Consider the following 11,777-nt stretch of genomic DNA (forward strand, 5'->3'; position numbering starts at 1 on the left):
GTATAGAAAGGAATTAGGCATGTCACACGGTGAAAGAATGTTAACTTCTTTACAAGAAGGTCATTTAGAAGAAGCAAAAAAACACTTTAATGAATCGTTGAAGTTCGGAAGTCATGAAGAAAAATTCAGTTTGGCAGAAGAGCTTCATCATTTGGGTTTTCTAGAGGAAGCAAGGGAGTTATATGAAAACTTGCTTATGTATTACCCAGGCGAAGGAGAATTGATCATCGAACTGGCCGAGGTGCTGGTGGAAATGGATTTGGAGGAAGAAGCCATTGAACAGCTTTCTCATATAGAAGAAAATGACATTTCCTTTCCGCGTGCCTTATTATTGATGGCAGATTTGTATCAAATGCAGGGTTTGTTCGAGGTCAGTGAACAGAAACTACTGAAGGCAAAGAACCTGCTTCCTGACGAGCCAGTCATTCAGTTCGGTTTGGGCGAGCTCTACTCCGAAACAGGCAGATTTTTGGAAGCAATCAGATTTTATCAACAATTAATAGAAAACGGCACCACTGAAATCGGCGGTACCTATATTCATCAGCGGCTCGCCGAAGCTTATAGTGTGGGAGGTTCGTTTGAAGAAGCTTTAGCACACTATGAGAAAGCACTCGAAGAACACCTGGAAATCAATACGTTATTCGGTTATGCATTTACAGCGTATCAGGCCGGCTATTATGAGACGGCAATCGAAAAACTAGTTTCTGTAAAAGAACTTGACCCTGATTATCATTCCGTATATTTATTGCTAGCCAAGGCTTATGAGCATGAAGAAGAGCTGGATGAAAGCTTGAACGTGATTCGTGAAGGGATTAAGCAAGATGAATTCAACAAGGAATTAAGCTTGTTCGGAGGGAAAATCTCTCTGAAGCTGGGGTTGGATAAAGAAGCAGAAAAATTCCTAAGGGATGCATTGGCGCTTGACCCAGGCTATGTTGAAGCGGCTCTCCTCATCAATAAACTGTTCTTTACCCAGGATCGTTATGAAGATGTCCATGAAATCGCCCAGATGCTGACAGCAGAGGGTGAAGAGGAACCTCAGTTGACCTGGGATCTGGCAAAAGCATACGAAGGACTTGAACAATATAATCATGCATTAAAACAATACCGGGCTGCATATACTTATTTTAAGAATCACGAAGAGTTCCTGACAGAGTATGGTCAAATCCTGGTGGAAGAAGGACTTAGGGCAGACGCAATAGAAATATATAAACAGCTCCTTGATATGGATCCTTCAAATGACGAATGGCAGGACTTGATCGAAAGATTGCAAGACTGACTACGATGAATGTGATGATTGCCGGTAAAAGCTGAAAATGAATGTTGGAAATCGAGCATGAGACTCCGTATATTAAATAAAATGGATTTCGCAGAGGAGGGAAACCTATGACCACCCCTGTTTCTGTCAACGAGAAGAAAGAATTTATCCGCTGGTTTTTAAATCGCTATCAACTAAAAAGAAGAGAATGTGTCTGGATATTAAATTATTTAATGAGCCACGATCAGCTAATGAAAAAAGTGCATTTTGTGGAAGAATCCCAATACTGTCCGAGAGGCTTAGTCATGTCGACCCATTGTGTTGAAGATGTGCCGTTCCGCTTCTATAAAGAAAACATCATGACGACTGATGCTGAAAAATCATTTCATGATATACGTTTAAATAAAGATGAAGATATCTATATTCAATTAAACTTCAGTAAATCCAACTCAAGCTATCAATTCGCCGCGGTACTCGAAGAAAATCCATTTATGCCGAAATACCTGTTGATAAATGAAAAGGACCGCATCGTTGCAGAACAGTTCTTAAAAGAAAGTCTGCACTCCTTTCAAAGAAATCGACTATTAGAAGCGATTGATCGTGCTTTGGATAAAGGTGATAAAAATACCTTCAAGAAATTAACGAAAGAATTGAATAAGCTCGAGAAAAAAGAATGAGGATTCCTTCATTCTTTTTTTTTTGCCGTTCATACCTTCCATTATTTTGTACATACTACAGAATAAGTGAATTATCATTTAATGAAAGAGGAATAAATGATATGATGGGAGGTGTGAAAAGATAGAAAAAAGTGAGGGAAAAAGATGAATTGGAATGTAAAAGACATTGAAGTTTTTGAGACTGAGAAAGAATACATAGATACCGCGGTGATACCCATTATTCCGATAGATTTCAAAAAGGAAATCAAATCCTCGGCGGCCCAGAGTGAATTCATTTCATTACTGACCTTCCATTTGGAAAGACAATTCAAGGGACGAATGATCATTACTCCTCCATTTACGTATCTGATGGGGAAAAGTGAAGATAAAATCGGAGAATTGCAGGAGTGGGATAGCAGTATGAAGGAGAGCGGTGTAAAGCATGTTTTCTTTCTTACTTCCGATAGCGGGTGGAAAAAATCAGAACAGGCTTTAAAAGATCAACTAATCTGGATTCCATCAATACCACTTGATCATTTAGAAGAACAATACAAACATTCGATCATGGAAGATCAGGTGAAACAGCTCTTAAATGTCATTGTACAAAAATGGCAAAAAAATTCATAAAAACTTCACATTGTATCCATCTTTTAGTTTATTGAGTTATTGACCTTGTAATAACTTTAATATATCATAGTTATGTCCTAGTTTTATATTTGTGCGAAATATGTCCGATGGACTTACCTTACGATAGAGGGGGGAAAAGGATGAGCAAGCATCGTGTATCGAGACGTCAATTCCTTAACTATACACTTACGGGTGTAGGCGGTTTCATGGCAGCAGGAATGCTAATGCCAATGGTTCGTTTTGCTGTAGATCCAGTGTTGAAAACTTCAGCAGCCGGTGACTTTATAGCGACGAAGCAAAAAGTTTCAGAGATAACAAATGAACCTGTTCGTGTCGACTATTCTTATGAACAAAAAGATGCGTGGTACACATCAGAAGTAACTCAAACTGCTTGGGTCTATAAGAACAAGGAAGGTAAAATCATTGCTCTTTCACCAGTATGTAAGCATCTTGGATGTACAGTCAACTGGGCCGGAGACAAGAATAACCCGAATATGTTCTATTGCCCTTGTCATGGTGGTCTGTACGAAAAAAGCGGTAAAAATGTTCCTGGTACACCACCGACAGCACCGTTGGATACATATCCGACAAAAGAGAAAGACGGTATTTTATACCTTGGACAACCTGAACCAAATAAATATGTTAAGTAAGGGGGCGTAATCTGTGCTGAACAAAATCTATGACTGGGTTGACGAGCGTTTGGACATTACGCCTATGTGGCGCGATATTGCGGATCACGAAGTTCCTGAACACGTAAACCCTGCGCATCATTTTTCTGCGTTTGTTTACTGTTTCGGAGGTTTGACATTCTTCGTAACCGTGATTCAAATCTTATCAGGGATGTTCCTGACAATGTACTATGTACCTGATATTAAAAACGCTTGGGAATCGGTTTATTATTTACAAAATGAAGTTGCATTTGGACAAATTGTCCGCGGGATGCATCACTGGGGAGCGAGCTTGGTTATTGTAATGATGTTCTTACATACTTTGCGTGTATTCTTCCAAGGTGCATACAAGAAACCTCGTGAATTAAACTGGGTTGTAGGAGTACTTATTTTCTTCGTTATGTTAGGGCTTGGATTCACTGGATACCTATTACCATGGGATATGAAAGCGCTTTTCGCAACGAAGGTTGGTATTGAAATCGCAGCTGCTACACCATTTATCGGTGAGCAAGTGAAGATCTTATTAGCAGGGGATTCTTCTATTGTTGGTGCACAGACGCTGACACGTTTCTTCGCTATCCATGTTTTCTTCCTGCCTGCAGCACTACTTGGATTAATGGGAGCTCACTTCCTGATGATCCGTAAGCAGGGGATTTCAGGGCCTCTATAAGATACGATTTAACCTTAATAAACCTAAATTAGAAGGAGGGGGACACTATGCATCGAGGAAAAGGGATGAAGTTTGTTGGTGATTCTCGTGTACCTGCAGACAGAAAACCGAATATTCCTAAAGACTATTCGGAGTTCCCTGGAAAAACAGAAGCTTTCTGGCCAAACTTCTTATTAAAAGAATGGCTGGTGGGAGCTGTTTTCCTTATCGGTTATCTATGTTTAACGATTGCGCATCCATCGCCGTTAGAACGTGTTGCCGATCCCACAGATACTGGATACATTCCATTACCTGACTGGTATTTCTTATTCTTATACCAATTACTTAAATACACATATGCATCTGGACCTTATAACGTGATTGGAGCATTCATCATACCAGGAATTGCTTTTGGTGCGCTTCTTCTTGCACCTTTCATTGACAGAGGACCTGAACGCCGTCCTACTAGACGTCCATTTGCTACAGGGTTTATGTTGTTAGCACTTGCAGCTACTTACTTCCTGACTTGGGAATCTGTTGCCCACCATGACTGGGAAGCAGCGAAAGAGCAGGGTAAGATCGTTGCTGAAGCAGAGATCGATAAAGAAGCTGAAGGCTACAAAATATACGCTGATGCGAAAAACAGCTGTATCACTTGTCACGGTGAAAACATGACAGGTGGAGCAGCAGCGCCATCTTTAGTTGGAACAGGATTAACGCCTGAAGAAGTTAAAGACATCGCTAAAAATGGTAAGCCTCCTGGCATGCCGGCAGGTTTATTCAAAGGAACGGATGAAGAGCTGGATAAACTGGCTGAATTCATTTCCGGCTTAAAAGCAGAATAATATGAAAAAAGAGCCAGCATCCGTTGGCTCTTTTTTTCTACAATTATCCACTCAAGAAAGGGGCAAGAAACATGATTTCTTGGCTTTTCTCCATATTGGTAAATAAAACATTTTTATGGATGCTGCTCATCGTCAATCTATTAGGAACCATTTACGGTTATATCTGGTACATCCCCCAACTAAGGAATACCCCGGAGCATTTTATGGTTTTTGTACCAGACAGTCCTACGGCAAGCTTGTTTTTTTGTTTTGTCTTGATTGCATTTTTAATGAATAGAAATTGGCCGCTCTTGGAAGTGCTGGCAATCATCACTCTATTTAAATATGGAGTCTGGGCAGTCGTCATGAATCTGCTTACGCTATGGGTTAGCGGTGATCTGCCATGGGAAGGATATATGTTAATGGTTTCCCATGGTGCAATGGCGATACAGGGTATCTTGTATTCATCATTTTACCGGGTGAAATTATGGCATCTGGCTGCAGGGGCTTTATGGACTTTACATAATGATTTTATTGATTATGTATATATGCAATTCCCTGTTTATTCAAAACTATTTCTGTACATACAGAATATAGGATATTTCACATTCTGGCTAAGCATCCTTTCTATTGCACTTGCGTATTATTTCACCCAAAAAACGCCGCGTTTCGGTTTGAATCCAAACGTGTAGACCTTTTTTTGGTCTACTCTTGTCCACCCTTTCATACACTTTATTAGTAGTTTTAGGGGGGACAAGTATGAAATTCTTGAAAGCAGTGCTTATCGTATTCTTTTTATTATCCGTACCGCAACTTTCTCTAGCAGAACACGCTCCGTCTCCAGTGAATGAACTTGATGATATAGCCGATCAGGCACTTCAATTGACTAAAGCCGGTAAATACGAAGAAGCAAAGCAGTTACTGAATTACTTTTCAGAAGAGTTTACTGCGCAAAGTATGCACCAATCGTTTTCTATGGATGAATTGAGGATCCTGACGATCTCACATAATCTTGCATTGGAAACCATTAACCAAGCGAGTGCCGGTATTGAGCAAAAAGTGAATGCTGTCACAAGGTTTCGGTTAGTAATGGATGCGTTATCCAGTCATTACCAGCCTTTGTGGGTCGAAATGGAAGATCCCATCATGGAAGCTTTTAAAGGTGTGAAAACAGCAGCAGAGAGCGGGAATAGCAAACAGTATCATATGGAGCTGAATATGTTCTTAGCCAAATACAACATCATCCAGCCCAGCATCAAGCTGGATATACCTGTAGAACAGGCTCAGGCACTGGATGCAAGAATTTCATATCTGGATCACTATAGGCATCAAGTTCTGGAAAGCACTGAGGCAATGGCTGAGTTATCAACCCTTCAAACCGATCTTGAACATCTTTTTGAAAATAAAAAGGAAGATGAAGCAGATCCATCATTATGGTGGGTGATAATTTCAACCGGCAGTATCATTGTTTCTACATTATCTTATGTAGGTTGGAGAAAATATAGGGGACAGGGAGAAGCTCGTACCTCAGAGCGGCAAAAAAATTGACAGAATCTTTATTGCAATATAAAATTTAAGTATCTGAACAGCTGGAGGTTTTTGTGATAATGATGAGTTTTATTATATACTTTTTACTCATTGCCCTTATACCGATCTGGGCTCAAATGCGTGTGAAAAGTACGTTTAAAAAGTACTCGAGAGTGGCTACGACCTCGGGTATGACCGGCAGGGAAATGGCAAGAAAAATACTCGATGAAAATGGCCTGTTTGATGTGAAAGTAGTGGAGGGAAGAGGATTCCTGAGTGATCACTACAATCCGATGTCAAAAACTGTGGCTTTATCACCGGATAATTATCATGGTCATTCAGTAGCTGGTGCAGCAGTGGCAGCCCATGAGGTGGGTCATGCGATACAGGATGCTGAAAGCTATGCATTCCTCCGTTTCCGCCATGCTTTGGTGCCGGTTGCAAATATTGGTTCCAACATGTCTTGGATCTTCCTGCTGATCGGTATGTTTACCCAAATGACAGGGATGTTCCTTCTAGGTATCATTTTGATGGCAGCAGGTGTGGTCTTCCAATTAATCACTCTTCCTGTTGAATTTAATGCATCATCCCGTGCAATGAATCAGATCGTTTCACTGGGTCTGATCCGCAATGAAGAAGAGCGTCATGCGAAGAAAGTATTAAATGCAGCCGCAATGACATATGTAGCAGCAGCTGCGGTAGCGGTAATTGAATTGTTAAGACTTGTATTAATCTTTACTGGTATGCAGGGAGAAGATTAATCATTCATATAACTTTCATAAAGCCAGGCTGTTTGCCTGGCTTTTCTCATTTATATACTAAAAAGAGCTTGGGACAAAACTGAAAAAACACCATATAAAGAGAAACAATTTCATTGTAGACTCTTAATACCGCTAATGATTTCCGTGCAAGACTTCGCTTTCCGCGGGTAGCCCGTGAGCCTCCTCGGCACTTCGTTCCTGCGGGGTCTCACATAAGCTACTCTTCCCGCAGGAGTCTTCGTCTTGCACTCCAATCAACCGCTGGAAAGAGCTAAATCTAACTGTACATTTGAATAAATTAAAAACCCGAACTAATTTGCTTCCTAGAATGCAAATTAGTTCGGGTTTTACTTAGACTAAAACACTTTTGTCCCAGCCTCTTTTTCATGAAATATTAGTATATACCGTTCATCCTTCATTAATCATGCAGCGGGTTTTTGTCTGCATCCAAAGTGAATCCTTCCCCGAGTACATCATGTACGACCGTGACCGAAACAAAGGCATGGGGATCTACTCCTGTAATGATATTTTTCAGGCGTACAATTTCATTTTTGCCAACCACACAGTAGAGCACTTCACGATTCTGTTTTGTAAAGGAGCCGTGACCTCTTAAAACAGTTACTCCACGGTCCATCTTTTCATTAATCACTGCGGCGATTTCTTCATGATGATCAGAAATGATCATGGCACCACGTGCAGAATATGCACCTTCTTGCATGAAATCTATTACTTTAGCAGCGACAAATACCGCTACTAATGTGTACATGGCTTCTCGATATTCCAAATAGGTGATAAGAGATGCGATGATAACAACTGCATCGAACATAAACATCGTTCTTCCCATACTCCAGCCTGCGTACTTATGTACCAATCTGGCGATAATATCCACACCGCCAGTTGTGCCCCCGTACCTGAAAATGATCCCTAAGCCGATTCCGATGAAGACACCGGCAAATAGCGCTACGAGAAACAAGTCATCCTCCAAGTGTATTTTCATTTGATAACGTTGGAAGATCCATAGAAATACAGATAAACTTACCGTTCCTATAATCGTGTAATAAAAAGCTTTCTTTCCGAGGAGTTTCCAACCCACAAAAAACAGCGGTATATTGAGGACAAGGTTAGAATAGGAAGGATCGATATTCAAAAGGAAATAAAGAATTAAAGTAATGCCTGTGAATCCGCCTTCTGCAAGCTCGTTCTGCATATTGAAGTGAACAAGGCCGAAGGCAAAGATAGCTGAACCTAAAAGAATAAAAAAGATATTTTTTATACGTAATTCCCGCATTGATGATGTCCCTCCTTTGATGAGTGATGTCTCATTGACAGAGACATTATATAGGAAGTGTTTTAAAGTGGCAATCCTTTAAACGTAATATTTGTAAATGTGATAAGATTTAGCTAACATGATAAAAGATGATGAAGGAGTGTGTCTTTCAGTATGGCGAACGAAAAATCCATGAATCAACTGCAGTCTGAAGTTGATGAATACATAAGCCAATTCAAAGAAGGGTATTTCAGCCCGCTGGCAATGATGGCAAGGTTAACCGAGGAGTTGGGTGAGCTTGCCCGCGAAATTAACCATTATTATGGTGAAAAGCCGAAGAAAAATACAGAAAAAGAAAAAACGGTTGAAGAAGAACTTGGTGATGTCTTATTTGTGCTCATCTGCCTGGCTAATTCCTTGGGAATCAGTCTAGAGGAAGCGCATGAGCGGGTTATGCATAAATTTAATACCCGGGATAAAGATCGTTGGACAAGAAAAGAAGGCGGTGAAAGTAATGGAACAAATTAAGGTCACCATTGCAGGACCAAGGGGAAGAATGGGGAAAGAAGCAGTTGAACTGGTTCAAAATACTCCGCATTTCACATTGATAAGTGTCATTGATCATAAAGGGGAAGCAAGTCTGGACGTTCCGGTGTATAAAGATATAGAAGAATGCTTCCGAACTGAAACACCACATGTATTGATCGATCTGACGACACCTGAAGTCGGTTACCTGCATACGAAGACAGCATTGGAATATGGTGTAAGACCGGTTGTGGGAACCACCGGCTTTACACCAGAGGAACTGAATGAGCTCAAGGACCTCGCTGAATCGACGAAACTCGGCTGCATCATTGCACCGAATTTTGCCATCGGAGCGGTATTGATGATGAAATTTTCGCAGATGGCGGCTAAATACTTTGATGATATTGAAATTATCGAATTGCATCATGACCAAAAACTCGATGCGCCTTCAGGGACTGCGGTAAAGACAGCTGAAATGATCAAAGAAGTAAGAGAAGCAAAAACACAGGGACATCCGAATGAAAAGGAAACCCATTCAGGGGCAAGAGGAGCCACTATTGACGGAATGCATATTCATAGTGTCAGACTTCCGGGTTTGATTGCACATCAACAGGTAATGTTCGGAGCCGAGGGGCAGACGCTGACCGTGCGGCATGATTCCTATAACAGAGCAAGCTTCATGTCAGGAGTCAAGGTATCGGTTGAGACGGTCATGAAGCTTGATACGTTAGTATATGGATTGGAAAATATTTTGGATTAGAGGGTGAACCTGATGAATATCGCATTGATTGCTCATGATAAAAAAAAGGATGACTTAATCCGCTTCGTTTTGGCCTATCAGCCGATAATTGAGAAACACTCTCTATTTGCCACAGGTACAACTGGAAAGAGAATTTCCGAAGAAACCGGGTTGTCAGTTCATCGTTTCCGCTCAGGTCCATTAGGAGGGGATCAGGAAATCGGTTCCTATATCGCAAATGATAAAATGGACCTTGTCCTTTTTTTCAGAGATCCATTAACCGCTCAGCCCCACGAGCCGGATGTATCGGCCCTGATAAGACTATGTGATGTATATTCTGTCCCTTTGGCGACTAACATGGGAACAGCAGAAGTATTGGTGAAAGGGTTGGAAAGAGGCGATATTCATTGGAGAAGCGTCAAAAAAGAAAGGGAGTATTAAAGTGGCAGAAGAGCATGTAGATATCCTTGCCTTTGGTGCGCATGCCGATGATGTGGAAATTGGTATGGGGGGGACACTGGCTAAATATGCAGAGGCAGGGAAGAAGATTGTCATATGCGACCTGACTGAAGCAGAGCTTTCATCGAACGGCTCTGTCTCAATAAGGAAACATGAAGCCATGAAAGCAGCAAGGCATCTGGGTGTTATAGAACGAGTGACACTTGATATCCCGGACCGTGGTGTTTACCTCAGTGATGAAAATATAACAAAAGTGGTGGAGGTCATTAGAAAATACAAGCCTAAAGCAGTATTTGCCCCTTTTGAGCAGGATCGGCATCCTGATCACGGAAATGCTTCGAGGCTTGTGAAAGAAGCTTATTTTTCTTCTGGAATACGAAAATTCAACCCTTCATCACCCGTTCATAAAGCGGGGAAATTATATTTTTATATCATTAACGGCTTTCATAGACCTCATTTTGTCGTGAATATCGAAAATTTTATAGAAGCTAAGCTGCTTAGCTTGCGTGCTTATGAAAGTCAATTTGAACAAGGAAAAGACGGTGTTTCGACACCGCTGACCGAAGATTACATAGAGGCAGTGGAAGCAAGGGAAAGAATGATGGGAAAAGACGCTGGAGTTCGTTTTGCTGAAGGGTTCTTCTCCTATAACACGCTCATTCTGAATCAAGACTTGTTAGGAGAATGACAAATGAAACTAAGAATAGGAATAACATGTTATCCAACAGTGGGGGGGTCTGGGGTAGTCGCAACAGAGCTTGGAAAACTGCTGGCTGAAAATGGCCATGAAATTCATTTTATAACGTCCAGTATCCCTTTCAGGATTAACAAAATGTATCATAATATATATTTTCATCAAGTAGAAGTCAATCAATATTCAGTATTTCAATATCCTCCATATGATATTGCTCTTGCTAATAAAATGGCTGAAATCATCGAACGCGAGAATCTGGATATCCTGCACGTGCATTATGCGATTCCTCACGCAGTATGTGCGATATTAGGAAAGCAGATGGCTGATAGGGACGTGAAGATCGTGACCACTCTTCATGGGACGGACATAACCGTTCTAGGCTATGACCCGTCACTGACAGGTGCAATTCGGTTCGGTATTGAAAAATCGGATGTGGTAACAGCTGTCTCAAAAGCACTGGCAGACCAGACGACTGAATTGATCCGTCCGGATAAGGAGATAAAAACGGTATATAATTTCATCGACGAACGAGTGTATCGCCATGTTGATTCCAGTCACTTGCGAAAAGAATACGGTATACATGAAGATGAAAAAGTTGTCATTCATGTATCCAACTTCCGGGGAGTAAAAAGGGTGAAGGATGTTATTTCTTCTTTTAACTTGATACAAAAAGAAATACCGGCAAAACTTCTCCTAGTAGGTGACGGCCCCGAAATGACTGTTGTATGCAGGCAGGTGAAGGATTTAGGATTGAAGGACCGTGTGTTGTTTCTAGGAAAGCAGGATAATCTTGAAGAACTTTATTCGATCAGCGACCTGAAATTACTTTTGTCAGAGAAAGAAAGCTTCGGATTAGTCGCCCTTGAAGCCATGGCATGCGGAGTACCGGCGATTGGAACGGATATCGGAGGAATACCCGAAGTGATCCAAGAAGGCTTCAACGGGTATATCTGCAAGGTTGGTGATATAGAAGCTGTTTCATCAAGAGCGATCACCTTGTTGGGGGATGAGAAACTTCACAGCACCCTTGCCGCGAATGCCTTTGAGACAGCCAGAACGAAATTCCATTCAAAGAAAATTCTCGAGCAATATGAACTGATATACAGAGAATTAATGTAGGGTA

15 protein-coding genes and 1 pseudogene are annotated in these 11,777 nt (G+C 41.2%); 14 read left to right on the forward strand and 2 right to left on the reverse strand.

Annotated features, from left to right (window positions below; all coding sequences use genetic code 11):
• The first annotated feature begins 37 nt into the window (after positions 1-37).
• From AAEO50_RS10145 to AAEO50_RS10185, 9 genes are all read left to right on the forward strand, one after another.
• Positions 38-1,279, forward strand: a complete 1,242-nt coding sequence (locus AAEO50_RS10145) for a tetratricopeptide repeat protein (protein ID WP_341983138.1) — start codon at positions 38-40, stop codon at positions 1,277-1,279.
• 107 nt (positions 1,280-1,386) lie between these two features.
• Positions 1,387-1,935 (forward strand): ReoY family proteolytic degradation factor, encoded by a 549-nt coding sequence (locus AAEO50_RS10150; protein WP_341983140.1) that lies wholly within the window; start codon positions 1,387-1,389, stop codon positions 1,933-1,935.
• A gap of 144 nt (positions 1,936-2,079) precedes the next feature.
• Complete coding sequence (locus AAEO50_RS10155; RefSeq protein ID WP_341983142.1) at positions 2,080-2,541, forward strand: YpiF family protein; 462 nt, start codon at positions 2,080-2,082, stop codon at positions 2,539-2,541.
• 140 nt (positions 2,542-2,681) lie between these two features.
• Entirely contained in the window at positions 2,682-3,191 is a 510-nt protein-coding gene (locus AAEO50_RS10160) for a ubiquinol-cytochrome c reductase iron-sulfur subunit (RefSeq protein ID WP_341983144.1), read from the forward strand.
• A 13-nt stretch (positions 3,192-3,204) separates the two neighbouring features.
• Positions 3,205-3,879: a menaquinol-cytochrome c reductase cytochrome b subunit gene (qcrB, locus tag AAEO50_RS10165; RefSeq protein ID WP_341983146.1), complete on the forward strand. Its 675-nt coding sequence runs from the start codon at positions 3,205-3,207 to the stop codon at positions 3,877-3,879.
• Between the two features lie 47 nt (positions 3,880-3,926).
• Entirely contained in the window at positions 3,927-4,703 is a 777-nt protein-coding gene (locus AAEO50_RS10170) for a menaquinol-cytochrome c reductase cytochrome b/c subunit (RefSeq protein ID WP_341983148.1), read from the forward strand.
• Positions 4,704-4,777: 74 nt separating this feature from the next.
• Positions 4,778-5,374, forward strand: coding sequence for a DUF1405 domain-containing protein (locus AAEO50_RS10175; RefSeq protein ID WP_341983286.1), 597 nt, complete (start codon positions 4,778-4,780; stop codon positions 5,372-5,374).
• Positions 5,375-5,441: 67 nt separating this feature from the next.
• A complete protein-coding gene (gene ypjB / locus AAEO50_RS10180; protein ID WP_341983149.1) occupies positions 5,442-6,230 on the forward strand; it encodes a sporulation protein YpjB in 789 nt (262 codons plus the stop codon).
• Positions 6,231-6,292: 62 nt separating this feature from the next.
• Complete coding sequence (locus AAEO50_RS10185) at positions 6,293-6,970, forward strand: zinc metallopeptidase (protein WP_341983151.1); 678 nt, start codon at positions 6,293-6,295, stop codon at positions 6,968-6,970.
• Positions 6,971-7,016: 46 nt separating this feature from the next.
• Here AAEO50_RS10185 and AAEO50_RS10190 read toward each other — a convergent pair.
• Both AAEO50_RS10190 and AAEO50_RS10195 read right to left on the reverse strand, forming a co-directional pair.
• A pseudogene (locus tag AAEO50_RS10190) lies at positions 7,017-7,228 on the reverse strand (hypothetical protein).
• Between the two features lie 160 nt (positions 7,229-7,388).
• Entirely contained in the window at positions 7,389-8,258 is an 870-nt protein-coding gene (locus AAEO50_RS10195; protein ID WP_341983153.1) for a YitT family protein, read from the reverse strand.
• Positions 8,259-8,429: 171 nt separating this feature from the next.
• On the opposite strand from AAEO50_RS10195, the gene AAEO50_RS10200 reads away from it, so the two are divergent.
• Genes AAEO50_RS10200 through bshA form a run of 5 tightly spaced genes read left to right on the forward strand, consistent with a single transcriptional unit; the run spans position 8,430 to position 11,773 of the window.
• Positions 8,430-8,765, forward strand: a complete 336-nt coding sequence (locus tag AAEO50_RS10200) for a nucleotide pyrophosphohydrolase (RefSeq protein ID WP_425383182.1) — start codon at positions 8,430-8,432, stop codon at positions 8,763-8,765.
• A complete protein-coding gene (gene dapB, locus AAEO50_RS10205; protein ID WP_341983157.1) occupies positions 8,752-9,522 on the forward strand; it encodes a 4-hydroxy-tetrahydrodipicolinate reductase in 771 nt (256 codons plus the stop codon). The genes AAEO50_RS10200 and dapB overlap by 14 nt, the downstream gene beginning before the upstream one ends.
• 12 nt (positions 9,523-9,534) lie before the next feature.
• The gene (gene mgsA, locus AAEO50_RS10210) at positions 9,535-9,942 is read left to right on the forward strand and encodes a methylglyoxal synthase (protein ID WP_341983159.1); all 408 of its coding nucleotides are present in this window, start codon (positions 9,535-9,537) and stop codon (positions 9,940-9,942) included.
• A gap of 1 nt (position 9,943) precedes the next feature.
• Entirely contained in the window at positions 9,944-10,648 is a 705-nt protein-coding gene (bshB1, locus tag AAEO50_RS10215; protein ID WP_341983161.1) for a bacillithiol biosynthesis deacetylase BshB1, read from the forward strand.
• Between the two features lie 3 nt (positions 10,649-10,651).
• On the forward strand, positions 10,652-11,773 hold the full coding sequence (gene bshA, locus AAEO50_RS10220; protein ID WP_341983163.1) for an N-acetyl-alpha-D-glucosaminyl L-malate synthase BshA: 1,122 nt from the start codon (positions 10,652-10,654) through the stop codon (positions 11,771-11,773).
• The last annotated feature ends 4 nt before the right edge of the window (positions 11,774-11,777 follow it).

The sequence above is a fragment of the Rossellomorea oryzaecorticis genome, assembly GCF_038405515.1.
GTDB lineage: Bacteria > Bacillota > Bacilli > Bacillales > Bacillaceae_B > Rossellomorea > Rossellomorea oryzaecorticis_A.